This is a genomic window from Enterobacter cloacae complex sp. ECL352, from assembly GCF_020149545.1.
Classification (GTDB): domain Bacteria; phylum Pseudomonadota; class Gammaproteobacteria; order Enterobacterales; family Enterobacteriaceae; genus Enterobacter; species Enterobacter asburiae_B.
In genome coordinates this window covers 1,241,474-1,265,435 of the sequence record NZ_CP083709.1, presented here as the reverse complement: position 1 = coordinate 1,265,435, position 23,962 = coordinate 1,241,474, and the positions used below count along the sequence as shown (strand labels likewise).

The window sequence follows — 23,962 nt, the reverse complement described above, 5'->3', positions numbered from 1 at the left end:
TTTCGGTCAAAATGATATGGTCAGTGTTGAAACGCTCCTTCATCCCGGCGGGTACCGAACGCCCCGGCACAGTCATCGCACCGGCCAGCTGTGGCGCATTGCAACGGGGCTGCTGGTCATTGAGACGCAGCAGGCGCGATCGGTCGTACCGGCAAAACACATCGGCTGGATCCCTCCGGATCGGCAGCACGCCGCTTTTTCCGAAAGTGCGGTAGAAGGCTGCGCTATCTTTCTTGACCCCGCCGTGTGCGCAATGCTTCCCGATGCGCCCGCGCTGTTCGAGCCCGACGATCTCACCCATGCACTGTTTTCCCGTTTATGCGATGCAGAGAGCGAGTACGATCCGCGAAAGCTTGCTTTGCTGCTGGATGAGCTTGCCCTGACGCCCCAGGCTCGCTTTTCTCTGCCCGTGCCGACGGATCCGCGTCTGAAGAACGTGGTCAGCCATTTGCTGCAGTGTGTCGATGATAACCAGACGGTCGAGAGCCATGCTGTTCATGCTGGGATGAGCGTGCGTACGTTCAACCGTCGGTTTAGCGCCCAGACCGGAATGAACTTTGTTAACTGGCGGCAGCTGGCTCGCGTCATGCGGGCAATGGAGTGGCTGGCGGCGGGGAAGCCGGTAGGGTGGATTGCGCTGTCCTGCGGCTACAGCAGCGTCAGCGCATTTATTGAGGTTTTCAGAGCATGGACAGGTAAAACGCCGGGGCAGTGGGTGATTAAAGAAGGCCCTTTTGGGCGAAGGTAATGCGCGTGGCTGCGTTGAGATCCAGCTCTTTTAACGACTCCGGATTAACCCAGGCGATCTCCTGAAACTCTTCATTAAACGTGACTTCCCGGTTGGCGCTGATGCAGTCGAAGATCAGATAGATCATGTAAATCTCCTCAGTGGTGCCATCGGCGTAGGTTTTCACCCTGATGTCATCGCGAAAAGCCCATGGCGTAACCGAGACAATCTCCAGCGCTTCGCCCAGCTCTTCGCGGATCTCACGGCGCAACGCCTGTTCCATGGTTTCGCCCGGCTCCATTCCACCGCCGGAGAGAGCCCACTGGCCGGGGAACACGCCGCGATCGTCGGCCATTTTACACAGGAGGTAGGCACCGTCGTTCTGGATGATGGGGCAGACAATGGTTCGTTGGCGCATGATTTCTTCCTGAAAAAGTATTAATAGGTGAAGTGTTTACCGAATCAGGCTACATCCGGCTGGCCAGATTTTCGCTTAGCCATGACGTCCGCAACGGTCTTTATACGGCTTAGCTCCTCCTGCGTCCTGGGGTTGGATTGCGCTTCCCAGATATCGACGTTCAGCTGTAAGTTAAGCCAAAATTCAATCGTGGTATCAAAGGCTTTTGCCAGTTTGATCGCCATATCGGCAGTCAGCTTGCGATTGTTATTGACCAGCGCGCTGATGGTGTTGCGGTGAACATTGAGCATCTCCGCCAGATCGCTGATTTTCAGATTGAGCGGTTCAAGATACTCATACTGCATCACGTCGCCCGGCGTGGTGGGTTTGCGGAGTGCCTGTTGAAGTGTCATAGGTGATGCCTCACTTGTGTTGCGTGTACTTGTGTGGAGAGAGGTAGAGATCTTCTGCTTTACCCTCTGTCCAGCGAAATACGAGCCTGTATTGCCTGTTTACCCGGATTGAGGAATATCCCTTTAGCGGAGGATTCAATGCTTCATACATATTGCCCGGTGGCGATCGCAAATCCCTGTGCGAGGTTGCTGCCCTGATGATATCGAGCTTTCTCGCAAGCGCTGTTTCCAGATTTGCAGGAATAACATTGCTCGATCTGCCGTAAAGAAAAAAATCCTCAAGCCATTGATCCCGAAAATAACTAATCATAATGGTGCTGAGCTCCAGTCCTTGAAGCTGATTGAATAGTAATGCACTCCTGCACAGTGCGCAAGTGCGTTTTTGTCTGCGGTTAATATTACCTTGGCGATGGCTGAAGGGAAGTGGGATGCATGACTAAAGATTAATATTTCGAGGTAGGTTCCAGTTCTGACGTGCGGTTAAATACCCGGCGGCGCTGCGCTTGCAAGGGCCTCCGGGTATGTAGGCCGGGTAAGGCGGAGCCGCCACCCGGCGATTGACTATCGCTCCCTCAGCGCCTCTTTCGCCCGGTTAAACGGCTTGATCAGATAATCCAGCACCGTTTTCTCGCCGGTCTTAATGTCCACCGTCGCAATCATCCCCGGCACAATCGAGAAGTGCCTGCCGGCCTTATTCACCAGGTAATCCTGGCTGGTGCGGATAAACACCCGGTAATAGAACACTTCCGGCTTGGCCTCGTCCTGGATGGTGTCCGGAGAGATTGTTTCGACGACCCCGTGCAGGCCGCCGTAAATGGCGTAATCGTAGGCAGTGATTTTAACCAGCGCCTCCTGGTTCGGGTGGATAAAGGCGATATCGCGCGGCGACAGGCGGGTTTCGATCAGCAGGTGATCGTCCACCGGCACAATCTCCATCAGCTCGCCGTTGGGCGGGATCACGCCGCCGATGGTGGTGACCTTAATGTTTTTCACGATCCCGCGCACCGGGGATTTTACCGTCAGACGGGTGACGGAATCCTGGCGGCCTTTGAGGATCGCCGAAACCATATCCACCTCGGCGTTGGCCTTGGATAACGCCTCGCGCGCCTGAACGTAATACTGCGAGCGTACGTCGGTGAGCTTCAGCTCCAGATCGCTTTTCTGCCGCTGCAGGCGCAGTACCTCCACGTGGCTGGCGGCGCCGGTTTTGACCAGCCGCTGGGTGATGGCCAGCTCCTTGTTGGCGAGATCTAACGCGGCGCGCAGCTCCCGTTGGGTATCCTCCAGCTGCGCGCGGCGGGAGTTGTAGAGGCGCGTTTCGTCAGCAATCAGATCCGGCCACTTTGCCAGCGAAGGGGGGAACTTCAGCGGGAGATCGTTCACCTCGGCGTACAGGCGGGCGCTGGAGGCCAGTGAGGCCCGGTAGCGCGCCGCGCTTTCGCCGACGTTCGATTCGGAACGCGTTGGATCGAGCCGCGCCAGCACCTGCCCGGCCTGCACCTGATCGCCCTCGTGGACGTTCAGCTCGGTGAGGATCCCGCCGTCGAGAGACTGTAAGACCTGCTCGCGCGAGCTGGGGATCACTTTACCCGAGCCGGTTGATACCTCATCCAGCACGCCAAACCACGCCCAGACGCCCAGCACCACAAACATCAGCAGCGAGAAGATCACGATCCGACGCGCGCCGGTATAGCCGCTTTCGGAGTCGAGGGCGTTATCCAGATCGTCCATTGCCGCCACGTCACGCTGACTGATTTTCATTTTTCCACTCCCGTCCGGTTGCTGCCTGCTGCTGTTGCTGCTGCATACGGCTGTTGTTCAGCGCCTGGGCTTTTGGCGCGTCCATCACCAGCATCCCCTCTTTCAACACCACGACGCGCTCCACCAGTTCCAGCACCGGTACGCGATGCGTGGCGACAATCAGTGTGCGATGCCCGAGCCAGTCGCCAAGACGCTGGATGAATTCCCGCTCGGTGTGCTCGTCCAGCGACGCGGTGGGTTCATCCATTAGCACAATATTCGGATCGCGCAGCAGCATCCGCGCCAGCAGAATCGACTGGCGTTGCCCGCCGGATAACCCCACGCCGTTTTCCATGATCGGATAGTCCAGCCCCTTGGGCAGCTTCTGCACGAAGCCTGCCGCGCCGGTCAGCTCCAGCGCCTCGAAAATCTCTTCGTCGGTGGCGCGCGGCATGCCGAGGGTGATGTTTTCGCGCAGGGTGCCGTAAAACAGCCGGGCGTTCTGGGTCATAAAGCCGACGTTGCGCCGGACGTCGGCGACGTCGAGATGCGGCAGGCTGAAGTTATCAAGCCGCAGCTCGCCGGCCGCCAGATCCATTCCGCCCGCCATGGCCTGCAGCAGGGTCGATTTGCCCGCGCCGTTGCGCCCGAGGATCGCCACTTTTTCTCCCGGCCGGATCTCCAGCCGGTTAATGCGCAGCGCCATGCGCGGATCGTCTGGCTGATAGCGGAACTGCGCCTGCTCGAAGAGGTAATGACCGCGCAGCACGTCCTGGCGGATCGGCGTCTCCTCGCGCTGATTTTCGGTGGGAAGCTGCATGATGCTGTCCAGCCCTTCTTTTGCCGCTTTGACCTGCTGCCAGCGCGCCAGCACGCCGCACAGCGTCGCCATCGGGGCGATCATGCGGGAGGCCAGCATCGACGCGGCGACCACCGAACCGGTGGTGAGGGTGCCGTCGATCACCATCGGGGCGCCGACCACAATCACCCCGGCGTAGACCAGGCTCTGAATGGTCATCCCCCAGCTAATCAGGTTCTGCGTCAGCTCGCGGGTGCGCAGGCCGGATTCCGCGGTGATCTGGATATAGCTGTTCCACTGCTGCAAAAAGCGGTTTTCCGCCTGCATCAGCTTGATGTCCTCCAGCCCCTGCACGCTCTCCACCAGCACCGCGTTGCGCAGGGTCGATTCATGGGCCGACTGCTTTGCCAGCTCCGCCAGCTTCTTCTGCAGCAGCAGGCCGGGCAGGACCATGATCACCGCCGCGACCGGGGCGATCCACGCCAGCTGCGGGGCGATGATCGCCAGCACCACCACGAACAGGAGAAAGAAGGGAAGGTCGACAATGGTCGAAATGGTGGACGAGGTCACCATCTCGCGGATCTGCTCCAGCTCGCGCAGCTGAGAGATAAAGCTGCCGGTGGAGCGGGGGATCGCGCTGTTGCGCAGCCGCAGCGCGTGGCCGAAGACGCGATCCGAAACGCGCATGTCCGAGCGCTTGCCGAGCAGATCCATAATGTGCCCGCGCGCCACGCGCAGCACAAAGCCAAACAGGGTGGCAATCAGCACCCCGATGGTCAGGACGTAAAGCGTCGGGTAGGACTGCGCGGGGATCACCCGGTCATAGACCTGCATGGAAAAGACGATCCCGGAGAGCGACAGCATGTTGATAAAGAGGGCGGCCAGCATGACCCAGCTGTAGGGGCGCAGGTCGCGCATCACCAGCCGGTAGAGCCAGTCCGGGCGGTATTTTGAGATATAGGCATCCACGCGGCTGTCCTTCAGCGCGGCGAGTGGACGCAGGGCAATGACGTGGCGGATAGCGGGCAGCATCGCCGTCATCGACAGCCGGTTGGTGTAGGTGTCATCGTCGAAAAAGCTGACCTCCAGCGTATCGTCCCCGTCGAAATGCTCGATCACGCCGATCCTGCCGTCATGCATCGCCACTACCACCGGCAGACGCCAGCTGTTGATCGCCTGCCGATCGTCGGTAAGGAGCTGAAACGACAGCCCCGCTTCGCGGGCCAGCTGGGTGAGGGCGGGCACCATCGGTTTGCCTTTCAGCCACGGCGCGCCTGCGATCAGCGCGCCGGGGGAGCAGGCCACGCGGTAGCGCGTGGCGACAAAACCGAAGGCCTGCGCCCACTGCGCCAGCGCCTCATCGGTCATCGTTTCGCCCTGCGGGATTTCGCGTTGCTTCATGGCTGGATCTCCACGGTCTGGATGGTGCGGTTATCAAGATCGAACGCGTGACGCAGCTGCCCGGTGTTATACAGGCAGTTGAGCTGCAGCTGGTGCAGCTGACCGAGGGTCTGCTGCTGGGTGAAGCGCGCCTGGTAGACCTCCTGCTCGGCGTTGAGCACGTCGAGGAGCGGGCGCGAGCCGAGATCGAGATACTGCTGCTGGTACAGTTCGCGGGTGCGGGCGCTGAGGGCTTCCTGGCGACCCTGGATTTGCAGCGTGCTTTGCAGGCTCATCACCTGGCTGCGGGCTTCCAGCAGTTTCTGGCGGACATCAAGGCGCGTGCGCTGAACGGTGGACTGCGCCGCCTCCACCGCGTGTCCGGCAGCGTTACGCCGGGCGGTGAGGCCGCCGCCCTGATAGAGCGGCATCTGCACTTTCACCCATGCGGAATACTGGGTGCGATCCCGGGTTGACCTGCTCCCCGTTGATTAGTACACCCCGATGTTAGTAATGTCTTCATAAGCCACATGAGGACATCCCCATGAAGAAGCGTTTTTCCGACGAACAGATCATCAGTATTCTCCGCGAAGCCGAAGCTGGGGTACCCGCCCGTGAACTCTGCCGCAAGCATGCCATTTCCGATGCCACGTTTTACACCTGGCGTAAGAAGTATGGCGGTATGGAGGTGCCTGAAGTTAAGCGCCTGAAGTCGCTTGAGGAAGAGAACGCCAGACTCAAGAAGCTGCTTGCCGAAGCCATGCTGGATAAAGAGGCGCTTCAGGTGGCTCTTGGGCGAAAGTACTGACGACAGACCAGAAGCGGGAAGCCGTGATGTTGATGTGTGATGCGACCGGTCTGTCGCAACGTCGTGCCTGCAGGCTTACAGGTTTATCCCTGTCGACCTGCCGCTATGAGGCTCACCGTCCGGCTGCTGATGCGCATTTATCAGGGCGCATCACTGAGCTGGCACTGGAGCGCAGGCGTTTTGGCTACCGTCGTATTTGGCAGTTGCTGCGCCGTGAAGGGCTTCATGTTAATCATAAGCGCGTGTACCGGCTTTATCACCTCAGTGGCCTGGGCGTAAAACGCAGAAGACGTCGTAAAGGGCTGGCAACAGAACGTCTGCCGCTGCTCCGTCCGGCGGCGCCCAATCTGACCTGGTCGATGGATTTCGTCATGGACGCACTTTCCACCGGTCGCAGGATCAAGTGTCTTACCTGCGTCGATGATTTCACAAAGGAATGCCTGACGGTCACTGTTGCCTTTGGGATTTCAGGCGTTCAGGTCACGCGTATTCTGGACAGCATTGCACTGTTTCGAGGCTATCCGGCGACGATAAGAACTGACCAGGGGCCGGAGTTCACTTGCCGTGCACTGGATCAATGGGCCTTTGAGCATGGTGTTGAGTTGCGCTTAATCCAGCCGGGCAAGCCAACGCAGAACGGATTTATTGAGAGCTTTAACGGACGATTTCGCGATGAATGTTTGAATGAGCACTGGTTCAGCGATATCGTTCATGCCAGGAAAATTATTAATGACTGGCGGCAGGATTATAACGAATGCCGCCCGCACTCCACGCTGAATTATCAGACACCGTCTGAATTTGCAGCGGGCTGGAGAAAGGGTCATTCTGAGAATGAAGATTCCGACGTTACTAACTGAGTGTTGTATCTAATCGTGGGGGCAGGTCAATGCGGCAATAATTTTGTATTTTTGAGACGAAACAAAGTCACTCCACCACTGCATGAGAACCACCCGTTCTGTGAGATACTCTGCACGATTGTAGGCTGCAATTATTTCATCTTTCTTCGAGTGGGCAAGGGCGGCTTCTAAGACATCAGTCCTAAATTTGCCAGACTCCTCCGCAGCCGTTCTGGCGATTGATCGCATACCGTGAGCTACAAGCTCACCTCCGAAACCCATACGGATTATGGCCGCATTAGCTGTTTGTTCATGCATGTGATTGAGTGGAGCTTTGATACTGGGGAAAACCCACTCTCTATGCCCACTGATGGCTTTCATTAAATCCAAAACTCGCAAAGCTTCTTTGCTCAGTGGAACTTTGTGAGGCTTCTTCATTTTCATAAACTCCGCCGGGATGTTCCACATGCCAGTATCAATATCAATATCTGACCATCTTGTGCGAACAGCTTCACCTGGGCGAACCCATGTGAGAAGTTGCCACTCAATCAGTAGCCTTGTTTCCAAACGGATAGAAGCATTGTTTAGAGCAACCAGGAAGCGAGGGAGTTCGGAAGGGGGTAATGCTGGCATATTCTGTTTTTTTGGCTTGCTGAACCGTTGCCCCAGATTGTCTGCCGGGTTGAATTCTATGAGTTCTTCTGTTGCTGCATAGCGGAAAATTTCATTCAGGCGGGATATGATGCGGCGAAGTGTTTCAAGGACACCTCGTTTTTCTATAGGTTCTAAATGCTGTTTAAGCATTTTAGGGCGAATCTCCTTAATGGGGGTATCACCCAATGTGGGAAAGATATTTCTCTCTAGGCTTCGCCAGATGTCGTTAGCATGATCTTGGGAGATGCCTGACGTTTTGACTTTCTCATCAAGCCACTTCTTGGCTACTGCTTGAAATGTATGTTCCGTGGCATCTTTCAGTGCATTGGTTTTTTGGGTGTTATGAACTTGGGGGTCTATACCATTTGCAAGCAACGACAAGTATTCATCACGTAAAGCTCGTGCCTTCGCAAGTGTAAGGTGAGGATAGGTTCCTAAGCTCACCTTAGTTCGCTTTTTGGTCACAGGCACTGCATATCTGAAATACCAATTTTTCTTCCCTCCCTTCGCCAAGGGAGCGATTCGCAACAGCAAACCATCGCCGTCAAAAAGGTTAACCTCTTTCTCGGCAGGTTTGGTGCTTTTGATTTCAGTGTCAGTGAGTTTCTTAGCGATTTTGGCCATGTTTGGGACCCTCAATTTTAGGACCCTTTTTCGTGGGTCCCATTCAGGGTGCCATAACTCGAAGTTCTCAGCAATTCTCACTAGACTACAATAGACGTAAAAAAGCCCGCAGAGCTTGTGCTGTGCGGGCTTAGTAGACTTTACTGAACTTCAGTACATCAATATTTGGTGGAGCTGGCGGGAGTTGAACTCGCGTCTGAAATTAGTATAACTCGTTGAAAATAAAAAATATTTTCTCCGTTTCAGGCTTCAAGTGCATTTTACGTGCATATTGAGGTCTGTCTAACGTCCTGATTCTGTCCAACATTTTGAAATATTTACCCCGCTACAGAGCGGCTGAAATCGCGGTTTTACCGTCATATTCAGCCAGGTATTTACCGTAGTTGCGGAATATCATTTCCGGCCCTTTGTGGCCCATCTGTCCGGCAAGCCAGAAGAGGTTAACGCCCTGGCTAATATGCTTGGTGGCGAAGGTGTGCCGCGTCTGGTAAGGGTTACGATAGCGCACGCCAGCTTTTTTCAGGGTCGGCACCCATGCTTTTTTACGGATCGCGTCGGCGTTCGCCCAGGGTTCTCCCGTTTTTGGATCGCTGAATATGAACTCACTTTTCATAAAGGTGTATTGCTTCTGCGCCTGCAGGGCCGCCAGCGCCTCACTGTTCAGCTCCACCTTACGGGTACCGGCTTTTGTCTTGGTGCCTTTAAGTACCCCTACGACACTGGCCGCCTGAACGTGGGCTGTGTTCGCGAGGGTGTCGAGATCAGGCCAGCGCAGCGCGCACAGTTCGGAGCTCCGCAGACCGGTATTGAAAGCAAAGCGGAACAGGTTTTCCCATTCCGGGTATCTGCAGCTCTGGTAAATGGCGAGGGTCTCCGCTGGCGTGAACGGGTCAACCTCGTAATCGTCGGCGCTCGGGCTGCTGTCGATCACGTGGTACCGGCTGGCGCTGACGAGGGTTACCGGGTTAATGGTCAGCAGGCCATCCGTAACAGCTTCATCGATGGCGCTGCGTAGAAACGAAAGGTTATTCCTGGTCGTTTTCAGCTTTGTTTTCCGGCTGGCTATCCAGTTTTTAAGGACCGCTGGCGTCAGTTCTGACACGTGGAGTTTATGCAGAGCTGACAGCGCCGACAGGCATTTTTCATAACCGTTGATAGTCGACGGGGACAGGCTTCGGTTCTGGCAGATTTTGAGGTACTCGTCCAGGTAAGACTTTATGTTTTTGGTTTTCTTCACCACTCCGAACAGCTCCAGCTTTTTGGAGTTGGGGAAATATTTCGCATATTCAAAGGTGCCACTGACGATCTGGTTTTGTATCTCCCCGAGCAGACGCTCGGCGTACTTCACACCGCGCGCGTTTGCTTCCATTTTGGAGAGGGGCTCCCGGCACAGAACCCCTTTGTATGTGAAAGTGATAACCAGAGTGTCGCCAGTTTTATGCTGGCGGATGGTTACTCCTCTTGGGAGAGATAATGATCCTTGTTCTTTCTTGCCCACTTTGAAACCTCCGTTAAGTCAATCCAGCGTTCTTTAACGCCATCGACTTTTAATACATGTACTCCCTCCTTCCATAACCCCCTTTGTATCCGTTTGTTAACGGCTTCTACCGTTTCCCCCGCGTCCCTGCAGTACGTAGAAAGGGGTACACAGTCAAGACTCATGGCTGACCTCCCGCCCGAAGGCCTGGGCATTTTCCAGTTCATTAGCTGCATAAATCAGGGCATTGTGATGAGCACGAAAACCACCATCGAGTTCGCGAGCAGCTCTGTCGCGCAAGATGTCGATCGCTGCCTGATAGTCGTTCTGGCAATCGGCGGACTTTTCCGCCGAACTGGCTGGCAGTTCCCCCAGCACCATCAACATGTTTTCCGGGTCGATGGGAATGGTGGCAAGCCCCAACTCTTTGGCCTCCGCTGCTAAACGGGTCCAGCGTTCAATAATTTCAGTGGTAACTTTTTTCATGGCATGCCTCAGAAACCCATCAAAAATTTATACTCAATCAGCGCGCCGAACACGACGGCCACCAACAACAGGCCAAACAGCAGGGAAAGGAAAAGCGCTTTCATTTTCTGTCCTTCAGTTTGCTGTATCGTTCATGGCTCATTACTTCCCAGTTGTGGCCGCCGTCTCGGGACAGCAGCCTCCAGCGACGATTAACCCTCAGGCTCAGATTTCCGGAGCCGTGCATACGGCAGGGATGAATTCGCCTGGCTCTGAACTGGCGGAGTACATGGACCGCCTGCAGGTGCACCCACTCAGGAATTCGTATCGCTGTCAGGGCCATTGTCCTTCTCTCCTGCAGGTGGGGTGATCGTGTAACCGGCGCGTTCAGCCATCCATAAAAAAGTCTCCAGCGATGCTGTAACCTCGCCGTTCTGAACCGGGCGCGCGTGGATAACTTTCCCGTTCTCAATTGTCAGCACGATATTTACTGGTTCGTGCGTGATAATTGGTGTCTGATCACTCATGGCTTGTCTCCGCTGTTACTGATTTTTGTTTCTTGGCAAACTCGACCAGCTCAGCAATGAGATCGTCGATTAATGCCTTTCCGCTTTCTGTCAGGAACTCACCGCTGCCATTCACATCTACGGCGTTGCTGTAAATTCCTCTGATGGCTTTTACGCCGTCGATATTCCCGTATTCACTGAGAGCCAGCTTTTCGAATCGTCTCAACAAACCATCAAGCAGTATTTCTGTTAATTCGACTGTGTTTATTCCACCCTTAGGCATATTAATAATGATGCAGGTGCTTCCGGTTTTACGCTGGTGGCGTAATAATGCAGCCTTTAAAATTCGTCGGCGATAAGTGTTAATTAAATTATCCATTTATTTAATCTCCCTTTGCGCATCTTCATTCGCTAAAACGATAGTTTCTTCCTTCTCTGTCCAGCTATAAATCAAACTGGCTAGGTCATAAGCCAGACCTAAAAGGCCATCCAGTTGGTGACGGTCAAATTGTTCATGATGAGCGTGAATTGTTTGCATTAAGGCATTTAACTGCTCAGCTTTAACATTTACGCCTTGTATATCCTGGCGTTCTTCAATTGGCATTGTTTACCTCCCATATGCTTTTTTAAGATAGAGCCTAGCGATTACTTCGTAACCACACGCCGCATAAAGGCACGCTGTTCTATATGCCGATTTATCAATGATGAAAGTCATACGAAGCGCCTCACAGCCAAAGAAGCGACTACCCGACCGTGAATACGCATGTCTTTTTGCTCACCCGAGTTAAGCGTGAAAGTTTGGTAGTGGAGATTGTCAGAAATAATCTTTAATGCCCCGTCCGGTAAGGGTTCAATTCGCTTGATGAAAAGGCAGTTACGGCCAAAAACATCTCCCGTAAAAACATAGATGCCGGGGGTAAGAACGCGGCCTCCACAATCAACGAAAGCTACAACCTCACAGGGTTCGATAGTCGGCTGCATTGAATCACCTTCCATCCTGCAGCTCTTAACTCTGTTTCCAAAATCATTAATATTGTCAGAACCGAACAGCATTTGTGGTGTTTTAATTGACTCGTTAAAAGAAAGTGAATTTTGCATTTTCATTTCCTCGGGATGAGTTTGGTCACACCATTTAAGGTGTTCTATTAATTGTTTTATTTATAGTAATTTAATTTCGAAGTTATTTATTTGTTCGTTTACTTCTTCTAATGTTTTTACAACTAAAGTAATTAATGCATGTTCTCTTATTTCTTCCTCGGAGGTCATTTTTTCAAGGAGTAACCATAATGAAGATGAACAACAAGTTATATCGTGCGCCCAACTCATGACCATAGAGCTTGTTTCATCTTTATTGAGAACTACAGTATCAGTTATCATTGTTTATTCTCCGGCCAGTCATGCCCGATTTCGCGATTTATAACTGAAAGATTTTTCTTTAATTGGTTAATGCAAATTTGAATGAGGGCAGCTGGCTTATAGCCAGTATCTGGATCAGATTCGGCATATTCAAGCACGTTTACCACGCGATCAATATCCATAGCTAGCTTGTGGATGGGACCATTTTCAGATATCAATTGTTGAGTGCTCATCTTCCTGCTCCGTTTGCTTGTTGATGATTAAACAATACATAACGTATTAACGAGCGTCAATACAAAACGGATTAATCTGATGTATTAATTTTTATCTCTATGTTTGTTAAGGTTTTTTTGTTTGATTTCGTAACGAAGGGGATAAAAAAAGCCGCTTTCGCGGCTTGTGCACTATGGCAGGTTGGTTATTTTTGCATCGACCACGACGCCGATAATACGGCAATTACCATTTATGGGAATGATCGGGTATTGAGGGTTTAACGGCTTGAGGAATCGTTGACCAGCATCGATAACTAGCTTTTTGAAAGTGGCCTCGTTATCCCCATCGAGCTTAGCGACAACTAACTTTCCGTTGATGGGTTCAACCTGAGGATCGACCAGTATAACCATGCCTTCAGGAATGCTAAGCCCAGCTGGCGATGTCATCGAATCCCCTCTGACATCTAACCAGAATGAATCTTCTGAACATTCCACGGTTGTATCATACCAGCGGTCGATCGCGCGCCTATGATATGGTTCCACTGCTTCCATCCAATCCCCTGCGCTGACCCAACTGATTACGGGGTAGCTTCCTTTCGATTCATTCATGGCGTGAAATGACACATTGTGATCAGCTCTTGCGTCGCTCACTGCGCCGTCAGCGTCAACCACAAAACCTGGCATTTGTAGAATTTTAAAAATTTTTGCTATGACCTCCAGGTTAGGTTCACGTCTTCCGTTCAGCCAATGGCCTAGCCCACCCTGAGTCATACCGAGTGCTTCAGCTAGCTGTTCTTGAGTCATTCCGACTTCTTTCATCCTGGATTTGGCCAGGTCCTGCCATCTCTGTTTCATAGACATGATTATTACAATCCGTATTTTTTGAGCAACTTCCATTTTGTATTATTGTTTTATGTGTGTATAGTACGTTATGTATTATTTAGATAGGAACTATCCGAATGAGCGGTATTAAGAGCCTAAGGCTGAAAGCAAAAGTGACCCAGGGGGAGCTGGCAGCGTTGATCGCTAGCTCTCAAGGGGCCGTTAGCCACTACGAAACTGGTCGTCGAATCCCAGATATTGAAGTTGGGAAACGCATTGTGAGCGCCTTTAAGCAGCTCGGATATGAAACCAGTCTGGATGAGGTTTTTTCCGATGAACATACAGGAGAGCAACTTCGATAACGCACTGCTGCCGGATACCCACTCACAAGCTGATGCCGAGTGGATTAAGCAGCAGTTACTTAGCCTGACACCAACTGCACGACAAAAAGCTATCCAGCGTTATGCAGCTGTGTATCAGGAGACGTTCGAAGCTGAACCCGTTTCCTACCGCAAGGAGAACCGGGCAAGGCATGAAGCAAACACAAGGCTTCGCCTGTTTTTGAGAAATCAGGGCAGAGCTTTACAGGGGTATACCGCCGAACCTCCCCTGGCTGGAACGCAATCGCGCTCCTCATTGTTTCGGGTTTAAAGGTACCCGAACAGAATCAGGCTTAAAGGTGCCTGTTCAGGTTGGCAACCAACTGACCCAACTCCTCATATGTACTAGGGAAGTAGTACGTTTTTTATGGGGAAGAGGGAAAGGGGGGTAAGGGGGGATTGGGTGTAGGGGCAGGAATAGGGTCTTTTCCAACAGGAGAGATCCATTGGTTAGGTAGATCACTGTCTTAAGGGCGCAATTTTAAAAAACGCCTGTATCAGCAAGGTAGTACAAAGCGCTCAGGCGCTGAGAAACGAAAAGGGTTCTTCCTGGAAGAGTGATTTTTTCAGAGGAGCTGAATCAGAAGGGAGGCTGGCAGCCTTTGGGGAGGCCACCAGCCATGTGAGGGGGAATCCATGAAAACCACATCACAAAATTATTATCTCATCAGCACGGGGGCAGCACAATGGAGCTGACGATCACGCCGAATTTTGCACAGGAACGAGCGCTAAACATGTTGCGCCGTGACTGGAAGGCAAACGACACCTTCATGGTGTACTCGCCAACCGGTAGCGGTAAAACGGGTTTGGCAGCCTTCATCGTCGCCGGGTTTGTCAGCCGTGGTATGCGCGTCCTGTTCTGTGCACCGTACACCATCCTGATCGGTCAGACGGCTAATCGGTTCGTGGAGTATGGGTTGCCGGGGGATGAAATCGGTTATATCTGGGCAGATCACCCGAACTACGATCCGGACCGGAAAATTCAGATTGCCAGCGCCGACACGCTTATTCGTCGTGTTTTTCCTGAAAATATCGATCTGCTGATTATCGACGAAGCACACCTGCGTAAAAAACGCATCCTGAAGGATATCGAACGTCTGCGCGGCAAAGGCGTAAAGGTGATTGGCCTGTCGGGTACTCCGTTTTCCCCGTTCCTGGGCAAATACTATGACCGACTGATTAAGCCGACCACCATCGGCGAGTTAATCCAGCGTGGCGATCTGAGTAAATACGAATTTTACGCGCCAACTAAGCCGGATCTGAAAGGTGTTAAAACCAAAGCATCGCTTGAGTACGGCAGCGATTACAACGAAACGCAGCTGGCTGAAATCATGTGCGGGTCTACGCTGGTGGGCGACATCGTACAGAACTGGCTGGAGAATGGCCGGGATCTGCCTACTATCGCTTTCTGCGTCAACGTAGCCCACGCCAATTACCTGACAATCCAGTTTAACCTGGCGGGTGTTAACGCTGAGGTCATGACTGCCGACACTCCAGTGGATGAGCGCCAGACCATCATTCACCGCTTTGAAACTGGTGCAACGAAAATCATCGTTAGTGTGGGCGTTCTGGTGGCCGGCTTCGATAGTGACGTTCGTTGCATCATCTACGCCAGGCCAACAAAAAGCGAAATTCGCTGGCTGCAGGCGCTCGGGCGTGGCCTGCGCACCGCTCCGGGTAAAGAGTCCTGCCTCATCTTCGATCACAGCGGCACCGTGCACCGTTTGGGTTATCCGGATTCAATCGAGTACGACGATCTTCCCGGTAAGTCTGACGGCATGGAGGAAAGCGCGCGCCGCGCAGCTGAGGAACGGGCCGAAAAGCTGCCGCACGAATGCTCACAATGCCACTACATGAAACCCGCAGGTGTGTACGTCTGCCCGAAATGTGGGCATAAGCCGCTGGGCGGTGAGGACGTCGATACCGACACCGGCCGCAAACTCAAAAAGCTGGGTAAAAACCAGCATCAGCCCACGAAGGCAGAGAAACAGGCCTGGTGGAGTCAGATCAAATTCTATCAGCGCCAGCGCGTATCGCAGGGGAAAAAGCCCGTTAGTGATGGCTGGTGCGCAAATACCTTTCGCGAACGGTTTGACGAGTGGCCTAACGGGTTGAGCGATTTCCCGATGGAGATCACGCCGACCGTCTCTAATTTCATCCGGCACAAATTGATTGCGTATGCGAAAGGGCAGGAGAAGGCCAAGCGCCTGAAGGAGGCATCAGGCACGCCAGCCCCATCCTCAGTACAACAAGCACAGAAAGCGATTAGCGATATCAGACAGCAGTTAGGAAAACGAGCATGAAGACGGCAGAAGCAGCAAAAGGCCAGTGGGCCATGATTTTTGAACATTACGGGCTGCCGCCGATCACCGGTAAACACCATTTCAGAGGTAAATGTCCGCTCTGTGATTCGATTGGTAAATTCCGCATCGATGACCGCGACGGTGCGGGAACGTGGATTTGCACCTGCGGCTACGGTACAGGAATGGACTTGGTTACCAAAACCCAGGGCAAACCATTTAACGAGGTCTGCCGCGAAATTGATGAGCTGATCGGCAATACGTTCAGGCGTGACAAAGTGCCTGAAGCCAGTGACGCTTCTAAACTGCGGAAAAAGGTACTCAACAATTTTGCAAAAATGGCTCCTTTGCGCGGTACCTCTGGTGCCGACTACCTTAATTCTCGCGGTATTTTTAAGCTTCCAGCCGAGGCGGTACGGTTAAACCCAAAACAACGGCATAACGGCCGTGTCTACCAGTCGATCTATTCACTGGCAACGGACGATAAAGGGGAGCTGTGTTACCTCCACCAGACGTTACTCGATGGCGCAAAAAAGGCTGATATCGGGGCCAGCGCAAAGCGACAGAAATCACTACAGGAAGATAACTATCTCGATCATGCCCGGTCAGTTGCGATCCGTATGTTCCCGGTCGCCAGCACCCTGGGCATTGCCGAAGGCATCGAAACGGCCCTATCTGCGCACCAGATTTATAACGTGAATACCTGGGCAACTATGACGGCAAATTTCATGAAGAAATTCCGCGTTCCTGCTGGTGTTAAGCACCTGATTATTTTTGCCGACCGCGACGAGAACAGCGCTACCGGGCTGGCGGCTGCGTATGAATGCGCTCATGGCAATCTGCTGGCAAAGAATGACCTGCAGCGCGTGAGCGTGTACTGGCCGGATCACGATGATTTCAACAATATGCTCATGAACGGTGATCAGGTTCGTGAGCTGGTTTTCCATAAGAAAAAGGCGGCTGCGTAATGCGTACTGATAACAACGAACATAAAGCACTATTCACCATCCCGACGGCAGCTCACAGCTCCGCCCTCGCAAACATCAAGCCTCTGCCAGAGCAACGGAGAATCACCGGGCATAAGCAGACTGATGCTTATCTTTGGATGCTGGAGGTAATCCGCCTTAACGAACCCGCACATTTGGAGGCAGCCGAAGCCGCGCTGGCGAAAATTAAAATCTCCCCAAAAGAGGCCGAGGAACGCTATTCGCGTTATCTGTTGGCGAATGGTGGAGATCCTTTCCAGGTTGCTTTCGGTACCATCGGCATGGATAACCCGGCCCAGGCAATCAAGAACGCCCGGGAGGACATCAAAAAAGCAGCATCAGTCAGGGCCACGTTCGGCAGCTATGAGGCAGCTCTCGAAGATGTGGAGGCCGAGCGAGTAATCAAGTCTTCCTCGAAATTTATCGACGATCACCTTTGGGGATGGACTTCGGCCGAGAAGAAAGCTGGCAGCATTAACGGCAGCCGTATGAACGAAATTGATGAACAGCGCCGGGCATTTGTTGAAGGCTATCGTGATGTACTGCCAGAGCCCAAAACCCTTTCTGACGTTGTTCGTGAGTTTGTTTACTGGGACTGGCTCTACAGCGTTCGTCACACTGCAACTAAAGAACAGGGCTATGAATTTGGTTACTCCGAGCATCACGAATCCGTATATGACCGCGAGCGCTACCTTGAAAAATTGCTGGAAACCATCAAACCCGTGACGCGAGCTGAAGCTATCGAGGTATGTCGTTGGTTCCTTGAAGGTGAAAAGGCCCAGTACATGGAAAACCACGGCGCGGCGGTAATTCTTAACCTGGTAGGGGAGTGTGAAGAATGAAACTGGAGGCATCGCTAAAACACTTTAGCCCTCAGGGTATGCACATCAGCGACGACGTGAAAGGAACCTCTCCGGATCGTATCACCGGCACGGATGTTATGGCGGCCATTGGTACCACCAGCAGCCGCGCGCGCTTCGGCCTGGCGGCGTTCTTCGGTAAAGCGGGAATCAGCAAAACGGATGAACAGCTCGCAGTTCAGGCGCTGACGCGTTATGCGATGGACGTCGCGCCGAAAAATGTTCGTAAAGCAGCTGGTGGGCAGTTCGGATGGTGCATGCAGGTGCTGGCACAATTTGCCTTTGCTGATTACTCCCGTTCGGCGGAAACCAGCGTGTCGTGTCACAGCTGCAGTGGTACCGGACGAACAACCCGCGAGCAAATCACCCGCAAGGTTTCGTACCCATGGGGTAAAGCGCCATACTGGGCCAGCCGCTCCCGTGCCGTTCGTCCGTCTGACTGGGAGCAGTGGACAGAAGTAACAGAGGTTGTACCGGCAGTCTGTGATGCTTGCGAAGGTAAGGGAACGATCAGCGCACGTTGCCGCTGCGGCGGTAAGGGTGAGGTGCTCGACCGCAAGGCCACAAGCGAGCTCGGCGCGCCGGTGTTTAAAACCTGCGAGCGCTGCAGCGGAAATGGATTTTCTGCGGTGCCGTCTACCGCAGCCTATAAAGTGATACTGAAGCGCGTTCCGGATCTGCATGTCAGAACATGGACTCGCAATTGGAAACCGTTTCTGGAGGTGCTTGTCGACGTCTGCCACAGGGAAGAACAAAAAGCAGACACGGCGTTTCAGGATGCAACGAGCTTTCGTGATGATGTGAACAAAATTTAGTATATTTGCCACGTTAAGCTTGATTTTGTCCGAACTTGTCGTGTATGCTTCAAATCGTAGGTTGTTGCGCCTGCACGAAATCAAACCCGCCTCCGAGCGGGTTTTTTATCTACAGCAAGGTATTTACTCATCTCATTTGATATGTTGTGTTTTTTCTACTGAGGGTCAGTTGATGAGCACAGATGAAAGCCCGTTAAGCAAGATTCAAGAAGTACGGATCGTTGAGGATGTTGAGCAAGTCAATTTGGGCCTTTCTAAAGGCTGGGTAATCCTAATGATTACCGAAAACACCACGATCTGGGAAGACGGTAGCAAAAGCAGTCGGGTTGCATATCATATGGGCAAACCTCAAAGACTGCCTGTATAAAAATTTAACCCTGCCTATTGGTGGGGTTTTCTCATTATCATCCAAATGTCATACTGTTAGCTTTAGCATTTTAAAAAGGCTTTCATATGACATCGTTTAATGATTTTAAAGAGAAAAGGGCACAAGTTAAGCTTGCTATTGAAAAACATGATGAGCAACTCCGAAGTGTGTTCCGCGAATTTATGAGTCAATATATTGCTTCTTTTGATTTTCCTGGCGAGAGTTTTGTTGATGGCAAAGGGAATCAACGTAAGTATGTGAGCATTTTGTCAAAAGGTATACTCAGCGATGCTGATTCTTTAAATGTTCATCCTCATGATGGTATAACTGTAAATGTAAATACTGTCCTTGATGATTCATCTAATAATGATATAAGGGTTGAGTCATTTACAATCAATATTCGTCTCGTTAATGGCCTAATAACCTTTGTTGTGACAGGTATGGGCTTTTTTGATGAAAAAACATTTTCAAGCGTGAGCGGCAAGGATAAATATTTAGACGTAATTGATTATATCAAGTCTGTCTTTTTAGATAATATCCTTAAAGATTATCCTGGTTCTAACCATTCTCCGGCTGAGTAGCTATTTTATGATGCTTGGCTTGATGTAAGGCAAACATAAAAACCATTGATATTGCGTGGGAAGTTTGACTTATGTATCATCTCGCTCCCGGCCCTTTAGCTCAGTTGGTTAGAGCGTGCGACTCATAATCGCCCGGTCGCTGGTTCAAGTCCAGCAAGGGCCACCAGACCGCCACTAGCTCATCGGGAAGAGCGGCAACTTTATGTTGTAGTACGAGGTTCGAGGCCCCGGTGGCGGACCAATGCCGACTTAGCTCAGTAGGTAGAGCAACTGACTTGTAATCAGTAGGTCACCAGTTCGATTCCGGTAGTCGGCACCATATGCGGGCATCGTATAATGGCTATTACCTCAGCCTTCCAAGCTGATGATGCGGGTTCGATTCCCGCTGACCGCTCCAGTTTAAGCTTTTCGGTCTGCGATGATGGGTTTCCCGGAGTGACTGAAAAGCGCCCCGGTTTTGAATGGGCGCTGCTTTTTGCAAAATTGCTGTGTGAAAATACTGACCTTTGGGTTCAGCGCTCATCCAAAAGCATCTCGTCAAAATCCAATTAACCTCGGGTGGTTTGTTGGATGAGGTGCCTCAATTCAAATAGCCTCGCTTCGGTGGGGCTTTTTCATTTCTAAGGCTGCCATTTGGTGGCCTTTTTCTATTTCAGGATCCGGGAACCATTATCGACACGCCTAATTGTTAAATCGTCCCGAGGGCCTGAACCCTACACACGGAAATCTTATGTCTGATCCATTAACTGTAGCTGGTGGGTTTGCTGCCGGGACTGTGGGGGTGACACTTGCTACCCTGTTTCCCGAAGCCACTCCCGGCGTAATGCTTTTCTCTCTCGGAGGTGCTGCGCTCTATGTGTTGACGTCTGAGCCGCACCAGATATGGAAACAGGCGGTATTCGCGATTATTTCGTTTCTTGGTGGCGTCTCGTTCGCGGTGCCTATGGCGACAATTATGGCTGGTGTTATTAACTCAGCACTTAGTTTGCTGACGCCGCCAGTGACCATCGAAGTATCACCAAATATCGGCGCGCTGGTGGCCGCATCCATTTCGGTCGCTATCCTTCTTCGCATTTTGTCCAAATCCAAAAACGGGAGCCTTCCCGGACTGGATGGGGGTGATGAATGATATGGGATTCGCTGATTCCTCACGCAAACGCGGTGGTTTGCCTACTGATAATGTTCCGTCTGATGTTCTTCAATAAGACGGGAAAATCATACCGGCGTGGCGTCTCATTGTTTGCGTATCTGATAATTCTGTCCGCCGGGTATACCGCATTCCGGATCATCCACGGCGATTACATGCAGGTTGACCCTGGTGAATTCATGCTGAATGCGACGGTTTGCATTGCGGTATGGCTGGCCGGTGGGAACCTGGCAAAATTTGTGAGGGCATCGTAATGCAAACCAGTGATAAAGGGATTTCCCTGATTAAAGAGTTTGAAGGATGCAAACTTGCCGCTTACCAGGACAGCGTAGGCGTCTGGACGATTGGTTATGGGTGGACCCAGCCTGTCGATGGAAAGCCAATTCGCGCCGGGATGCTCATTAAACAGGAGACTGCAGAGCGCCTTCTGAAAACAGGGCTGGTCAGCTACGAAAATGACGTCTCGCGCCTGGTCAAAGTTGGACTGACTCAGGGCCAGTTCGATGCGCTGGTGTCGTTCACGTATAACCTCGGCGCTCGCTCCCTGTCGACATCGACCCTCCTGCGCAAACTCAACGCCGGTGATTACGCTGGCGCTGCCGACGAGTTCCTGCGCTGGAATAAAGCCGGTGGCAAAGTTCTGAATGGGCTGACCCGTCGGCGTGAGGCGGAGCGTGCTCTGTTCCTGTCGTGATTACCCTTGCTGATATTAAAGCCTCATGGCGTCTGATACTGCTGGTGGTCGTCATTGCGGTAGTCGCCGTACTGTGTGTCCTGCTGGCAAACAGTCGATCTGACGTTGCTACGCTAAAGAGTGATAATGACGTTCTGCACAGTGACAACACCCTGCAGGGGACGGTTATCGCTGCTCAGGCTTTCAACTTCAACCGGTTTAACCAGGTGGCCGAAAAGGCCAGCCGACTAAATTCACTGATTGATGCCAGCTCCGATAAAACGGTTATTGAATATCGGGAGATCCTCCGCCGTGAAAAAACCTGTGATCTGCCTGTTCCTGCTGATGTCGCTGGTGGGCTGCTCGAATACACGCACCGTCTACGTGCCAGCGCAATGCACACCAATTCCGGGAACGCTGACGCAGCCGGTGATAGCGCCACTCCCCCCAGCACGCTGACGTATTGCCAGGCTGTTCTTTGGATTAAGCCGCTACTGGCCGCTATCGAAAAAGCGAATAACCAGCTGTCTGGAATACGTGAAATAGAGAAGGGCAGGCAATGACTATTGCCAGCATGACATTACAAAAGTCATTCACTGAGTGGCTTTGATAATGTTTTTTGAGTGAGGATTGTTCAGTATGGCTTCGATAAAAGAATCCACTGATGCCAATAGACAATCAAAATATTACGTCCACTGGAAGGATGAAAAATCCGGTCATGGACGCCGTCGCATCTTTAAGAATATTGATGATGCCGCACATCTTTTCTGGCAAAAACAGAATATCGAGCTGGATTGTCGAACCGCCAGTTGGACCGGAATAGACCATTCCTGGACTTTCCGAAAGTTAATTCTTTTTTATCTGGGGTATCAGGCCGGCAAGCTGGAAAAAAATATCATACGGCTGTCGTCATATACGAAATGCCGTCACGATCTTCTCGCTGTAGACGGGCCGATACTGGAAAAAAATATTCTCCATATCAGCCATCGTGATATCGGTGATTCGGTTCGCACCGGCTGCCATCGCTGGATTCGTTCGGCTTTCTTCCTGCTGGTGGAAAAACGGCTCATCACTTTTAACCCTGTTGACCGTCCCGCGCGCCGGAAGCGTCGACCCATCACCATACCGCCATCATCATCGGTCAGGGAGCTACTGAATAACGCGCCAGTTCGTGAGCGTATCGCGTGCTGGCTCGGGATTTGTGGCCTGCGCATCGGTGAGGCTTTGGCGGTTACGTATAACGACGTGTCAGCCGACTGGATCGACATCCGGGGGCATGTTGTTGACGGCGTTATACATGAGGGGCTGAAAAGAGGAGTGGAGCGCCGGGTACGGATGCCGCGTGAGCTTTTCGCGTTGCTGGATAAAAGTAAACTCGGTACCTCTGAGCCTCTTATCTGCAACCAGTTTACCGGCGCATGCCTCGCTACCAGCTACGGCACTCAGGGCGTTCTCGTCAGAACCCTGAACGACTATGGCATTAAGCGATTCCATCATCTTCGCCACTTTGCTGTATCTCGGCTGGCAAACAAAGGCGTCGATATCCTGAAGGTTTCCCGACTTATTGGGCATTCGAACATCAAAACCACAATGGACGTTTACGGTCACCTGTTCGGTGAAGTGGTGGAGATGGATTTGGACTGAGTTATCCACATAGTGGAAATATTAGGGCGATCCACTATCTCCCCATTCTGCGCGGCCTCCGGGCATCAAATCGCAGTTTTCCCGAAAAAAAGGATATGCCGCATTTTTACCCCCTCTGATATGCCGCACTTGGCACCAGAGAGGACGCGGCCTGCACGCCAGAATTTACCGCGTGATACGCCGCACCCGGATCGGAGAAATTGGATTTTGAACAAAAAATAATCACATTGACTTAGGCGGAAGTATGGCTCCTAAAAAAAGCTTCAGAAAAGCCTACGTCGGTATCGTTATGGACATGGCATTAGCCCGTAGCAAAATCAGCAATCGGATGGTTGCTCAGCGCTTAGGTGTGGACGAGACGACGATCCGTCGCTGGCGTAAAGAGAATATCGAGTTTGAGCGCGCTTTCACTGAGGCTCGCGAAGCTCTCAGAGAGAAAATAAACCGCGTCGCCGGTAAGAGCCTGGACGTTCGCAAACGGAAGGTTGTCACCACATCGCCGGATGGTGTGAAAACCACGATTGAAGATGTGCTGCCCACGCACAACGATATTGCTGTTTTCTCAAAGGTGCTCGGTCTTGGTACCAGCGTCTATAGCGAGGAAGAACGTCAGCGTGATGTGCTTCGCGAGGTGATGAAAAACAAGGTGGCCGGAAAATACTCCGCGCTGGAGGCGGCACAGCTGCTTGAGGCTGAGGGGGTAAAAGTTCCGGCAACCCTGCAAATGGAGCTGGGAGCACCGAAAATTTTCGAACCGTTCAACAATATGGACGAGGCAGCCAAAGCCGACGCGGCGAACCTGACCCCGCAAGAAGCAGCCGATATCTACAAAAAATACCTGGGCTGAAAATTGCAAAAACAGGCGTTTCGAACCGTAAAAACGCTATGCACTTTTTGACCCGTTTTATGCACGTTTTATTCATCCCGATTTGACCACTTTTCTGTTCAAAACAGAGGCTTCACGCCGTTTGCGTGATGGGTGCTGTTGCCCCA

The 23,962-nt window shown here is 52.2% G+C and carries 33 protein-coding genes, 3 tRNA genes and 1 pseudogene; 19 read left to right on the top strand and 18 right to left on the bottom strand.

Annotation, left to right across the window (positions count from 1 at the left end; genetic code table 11):
- Positions 1-16: 16 nt before the first annotated feature.
- On the top strand, positions 17-748 hold the full coding sequence (locus LBF07_RS06160) for an AraC family transcriptional regulator (protein ID WP_094935696.1): 732 nt from the start codon (positions 17-19) through the stop codon (positions 746-748).
- Here the strand turns inward: LBF07_RS06160 and nudI are convergent.
- From nudI to LBF07_RS06130, 6 genes and pseudogenes are all read right to left on the bottom strand, one after another.
- Positions 720-1,145 carry a nucleoside triphosphatase NudI gene (gene nudI, locus LBF07_RS06155; RefSeq protein WP_033146340.1) on the bottom strand — a complete coding sequence of 142 codons (426 nt, stop codon included), beginning with the start codon at positions 1,143-1,145 and terminating at the stop codon, positions 720-722. The genes LBF07_RS06160 and nudI overlap by 29 nt on opposite strands.
- A 44-nt stretch (positions 1,146-1,189) precedes the next feature.
- Positions 1,190-1,537: a HigA family addiction module antitoxin gene (locus tag LBF07_RS06150; RefSeq protein ID WP_094935697.1), complete on the bottom strand. Its 348-nt coding sequence runs from the start codon at positions 1,535-1,537 to the stop codon at positions 1,190-1,192.
- A 10-nt stretch (positions 1,538-1,547) separates the two neighbouring features.
- Positions 1,548-1,847, bottom strand: coding sequence for a type II toxin-antitoxin system RelE/ParE family toxin (locus tag LBF07_RS06145; RefSeq protein WP_033146338.1), 300 nt, complete (start codon positions 1,845-1,847; stop codon positions 1,548-1,550).
- Positions 1,848-2,098: 251 nt separating this feature from the next.
- Complete coding sequence (locus LBF07_RS06140) at positions 2,099-3,268, bottom strand: HlyD family efflux transporter periplasmic adaptor subunit (RefSeq protein ID WP_086374946.1); 1,170 nt, start codon at positions 3,266-3,268, stop codon at positions 2,099-2,101.
- A 10-nt stretch (positions 3,269-3,278) separates the two neighbouring features.
- Positions 3,279-5,477, bottom strand: coding sequence for a type I secretion system permease/ATPase (locus tag LBF07_RS06135; protein ID WP_112778387.1), 2,199 nt, complete (start codon positions 5,475-5,477; stop codon positions 3,279-3,281).
- Positions 5,474-5,923, bottom strand: a pseudogene (locus LBF07_RS06130) (TolC family protein); the annotation flags it as partial. The pseudogene LBF07_RS06130 and the gene LBF07_RS06135, both read right to left, overlap by 4 nt.
- A gap of 77 nt (positions 5,924-6,000) precedes the next feature.
- Here LBF07_RS06130 and LBF07_RS06125 point away from each other — a divergent pair.
- Positions 6,001-7,121, top strand: a protein-coding gene (locus tag LBF07_RS06125) for an IS3-like element ISSen4 family transposase (RefSeq protein WP_087451024.1) whose coding sequence is annotated in 2 segments (ribosomal slippage) — positions 6,001-6,259 and positions 6,259-7,121 — 1,122 coding nt in all. Because the reading frame shifts where the segments join, the coding sequence is not laid out codon by codon here.
- Positions 7,122-7,130: 9 nt separating this feature from the next.
- Here LBF07_RS06125 and LBF07_RS06120 read toward each other — a convergent pair.
- From LBF07_RS06120 to LBF07_RS06065, 12 genes are all read right to left on the bottom strand, one after another.
- Positions 7,131-8,378, bottom strand: coding sequence for an integrase domain-containing protein (locus LBF07_RS06120; protein WP_224435132.1), 1,248 nt, complete (start codon positions 8,376-8,378; stop codon positions 7,131-7,133).
- A 325-nt stretch (positions 8,379-8,703) separates the two neighbouring features.
- On the bottom strand, positions 8,704-9,876 hold the full coding sequence (locus tag LBF07_RS06115) for an Arm DNA-binding domain-containing protein (protein ID WP_094935854.1): 1,173 nt from the start codon (positions 9,874-9,876) through the stop codon (positions 8,704-8,706).
- Positions 9,831-10,040 (bottom strand): hypothetical protein, encoded by a 210-nt coding sequence (locus tag LBF07_RS06110; protein WP_000050710.1) that lies wholly within the window; start codon positions 10,038-10,040, stop codon positions 9,831-9,833. The genes LBF07_RS06115 and LBF07_RS06110 overlap by 46 nt, the downstream gene beginning before the upstream one ends.
- Positions 10,030-10,341: a hypothetical protein gene (locus LBF07_RS06105; protein ID WP_047028408.1), complete on the bottom strand. Its 312-nt coding sequence runs from the start codon at positions 10,339-10,341 to the stop codon at positions 10,030-10,032. Before LBF07_RS06105 ends, LBF07_RS06110 begins: the two co-directional genes overlap by 11 nt.
- Positions 10,342-10,441: 100 nt before the next feature.
- On the bottom strand, positions 10,442-10,663 hold the full coding sequence (locus LBF07_RS06100; protein WP_094935853.1) for a hypothetical protein: 222 nt from the start codon (positions 10,661-10,663) through the stop codon (positions 10,442-10,444).
- Positions 10,635-10,847, bottom strand: a complete 213-nt coding sequence (locus LBF07_RS06095) for a hypothetical protein (protein WP_023150192.1) — start codon at positions 10,845-10,847, stop codon at positions 10,635-10,637. The genes LBF07_RS06100 and LBF07_RS06095 overlap by 29 nt, the downstream gene beginning before the upstream one ends.
- Positions 10,840-11,205 (bottom strand): hypothetical protein, encoded by a 366-nt coding sequence (locus LBF07_RS06090; protein WP_047028406.1) that lies wholly within the window; start codon positions 11,203-11,205, stop codon positions 10,840-10,842. Before LBF07_RS06090 ends, LBF07_RS06095 begins: the two co-directional genes overlap by 8 nt.
- Positions 11,206-11,430, bottom strand: coding sequence for a hypothetical protein (locus tag LBF07_RS06085; RefSeq protein WP_047028405.1), 225 nt, complete (start codon positions 11,428-11,430; stop codon positions 11,206-11,208).
- Between the two features lie 107 nt (positions 11,431-11,537).
- Positions 11,538-11,924, bottom strand: a complete 387-nt coding sequence (locus LBF07_RS06080) for a S24 family peptidase (protein WP_094935851.1) — start codon at positions 11,922-11,924, stop codon at positions 11,538-11,540.
- Between the two features lie 60 nt (positions 11,925-11,984).
- Entirely contained in the window at positions 11,985-12,203 is a 219-nt protein-coding gene (locus LBF07_RS06075; protein ID WP_127341071.1) for a hypothetical protein, read from the bottom strand.
- Complete coding sequence (locus LBF07_RS06070; protein WP_045354484.1) at positions 12,200-12,415, bottom strand: hypothetical protein; 216 nt, start codon at positions 12,413-12,415, stop codon at positions 12,200-12,202. The genes LBF07_RS06075 and LBF07_RS06070 overlap by 4 nt, the downstream gene beginning before the upstream one ends.
- A gap of 171 nt (positions 12,416-12,586) precedes the next feature.
- The gene (locus LBF07_RS06065) at positions 12,587-13,255 is read right to left on the bottom strand and encodes a LexA family transcriptional regulator (RefSeq protein WP_032625781.1); all 669 of its coding nucleotides are present in this window, start codon (positions 13,253-13,255) and stop codon (positions 12,587-12,589) included.
- A gap of 98 nt (positions 13,256-13,353) precedes the next feature.
- Between LBF07_RS06065 and LBF07_RS06060 the strand changes: the two genes are divergently transcribed.
- The 17 genes from LBF07_RS06060 to LBF07_RS05980 all read left to right on the top strand — a co-directional run bounded on the left by LBF07_RS06060 (position 13,354) and on the right by LBF07_RS05980 (position 23,816).
- Positions 13,354-13,578 carry a helix-turn-helix transcriptional regulator gene (locus LBF07_RS06060; RefSeq protein ID WP_032625779.1) on the top strand — a complete coding sequence of 75 codons (225 nt, stop codon included), beginning with the start codon at positions 13,354-13,356 and terminating at the stop codon, positions 13,576-13,578.
- Positions 13,550-13,867: a hypothetical protein gene (locus tag LBF07_RS06055; protein WP_094935850.1), complete on the top strand. Its 318-nt coding sequence runs from the start codon at positions 13,550-13,552 to the stop codon at positions 13,865-13,867. Before LBF07_RS06060 ends, LBF07_RS06055 begins: the two co-directional genes overlap by 29 nt.
- 415 nt (positions 13,868-14,282) lie before the next feature.
- Entirely contained in the window at positions 14,283-15,899 is a 1,617-nt protein-coding gene (locus LBF07_RS06050) for a DEAD/DEAH box helicase (RefSeq protein WP_094935849.1), read from the top strand.
- Positions 15,896-16,864, top strand: a complete 969-nt coding sequence (locus LBF07_RS06045; RefSeq protein WP_094935848.1) for a toprim domain-containing protein — start codon at positions 15,896-15,898, stop codon at positions 16,862-16,864. The genes LBF07_RS06050 and LBF07_RS06045 overlap by 4 nt, the downstream gene beginning before the upstream one ends.
- Entirely contained in the window at positions 16,864-17,724 is an 861-nt protein-coding gene (locus LBF07_RS06040) for a helix-turn-helix domain containing protein (RefSeq protein WP_094935847.1), read from the top strand. Before LBF07_RS06045 ends, LBF07_RS06040 begins: the two co-directional genes overlap by 1 nt.
- Entirely contained in the window at positions 17,721-18,557 is an 837-nt protein-coding gene (locus LBF07_RS06035) for an antitermination protein (RefSeq protein ID WP_094935846.1), read from the top strand. Before LBF07_RS06040 ends, LBF07_RS06035 begins: the two co-directional genes overlap by 4 nt.
- 172 nt (positions 18,558-18,729) lie before the next feature.
- Positions 18,730-18,924 carry a hypothetical protein gene (locus LBF07_RS06030; protein WP_088127200.1) on the top strand — a complete coding sequence of 65 codons (195 nt, stop codon included), beginning with the start codon at positions 18,730-18,732 and terminating at the stop codon, positions 18,922-18,924.
- Positions 18,925-19,010: 86 nt separating this feature from the next.
- Positions 19,011-19,505, top strand: a complete 495-nt coding sequence (locus tag LBF07_RS06025; protein WP_088127199.1) for a hypothetical protein — start codon at positions 19,011-19,013, stop codon at positions 19,503-19,505.
- An 89-nt stretch (positions 19,506-19,594) separates the two neighbouring features.
- Positions 19,595-19,671, top strand: a tRNA-Ile gene (locus LBF07_RS06020).
- A 77-nt stretch (positions 19,672-19,748) separates the two neighbouring features.
- Positions 19,749-19,824: transfer RNA gene (locus LBF07_RS06015), tRNA-Thr, on the top strand.
- Between the two features lie 3 nt (positions 19,825-19,827).
- Positions 19,828-19,902, top strand: a tRNA-Gly gene (locus tag LBF07_RS06010).
- Between the two features lie 333 nt (positions 19,903-20,235).
- On the top strand, positions 20,236-20,634 hold the full coding sequence (locus LBF07_RS06005) for a putative holin (protein WP_032666047.1): 399 nt from the start codon (positions 20,236-20,238) through the stop codon (positions 20,632-20,634).
- Positions 20,631-20,906, top strand: a complete 276-nt coding sequence (locus LBF07_RS06000; protein ID WP_094935845.1) for a phage holin family protein — start codon at positions 20,631-20,633, stop codon at positions 20,904-20,906. Before LBF07_RS06005 ends, LBF07_RS06000 begins: the two co-directional genes overlap by 4 nt.
- Positions 20,906-21,346: a lysozyme gene (locus LBF07_RS05995; RefSeq protein WP_032625751.1), complete on the top strand. Its 441-nt coding sequence runs from the start codon at positions 20,906-20,908 to the stop codon at positions 21,344-21,346. The genes LBF07_RS06000 and LBF07_RS05995 overlap by 1 nt, the downstream gene beginning before the upstream one ends.
- Positions 21,343-21,888, top strand: a complete 546-nt coding sequence (locus LBF07_RS05990; protein WP_094935844.1) for a hypothetical protein — start codon at positions 21,343-21,345, stop codon at positions 21,886-21,888. The genes LBF07_RS05995 and LBF07_RS05990 overlap by 4 nt, the downstream gene beginning before the upstream one ends.
- A gap of 76 nt (positions 21,889-21,964) precedes the next feature.
- The gene (locus LBF07_RS05985) at positions 21,965-22,969 is read left to right on the top strand and encodes a tyrosine-type recombinase/integrase (RefSeq protein WP_094935843.1); all 1,005 of its coding nucleotides are present in this window, start codon (positions 21,965-21,967) and stop codon (positions 22,967-22,969) included.
- A 244-nt stretch (positions 22,970-23,213) separates the two neighbouring features.
- A complete protein-coding gene (locus LBF07_RS05980) occupies positions 23,214-23,816 on the top strand; it encodes a hypothetical protein (RefSeq protein WP_094935931.1) in 603 nt (200 codons plus the stop codon).
- The last annotated feature ends 146 nt before the right edge of the window (positions 23,817-23,962 follow it).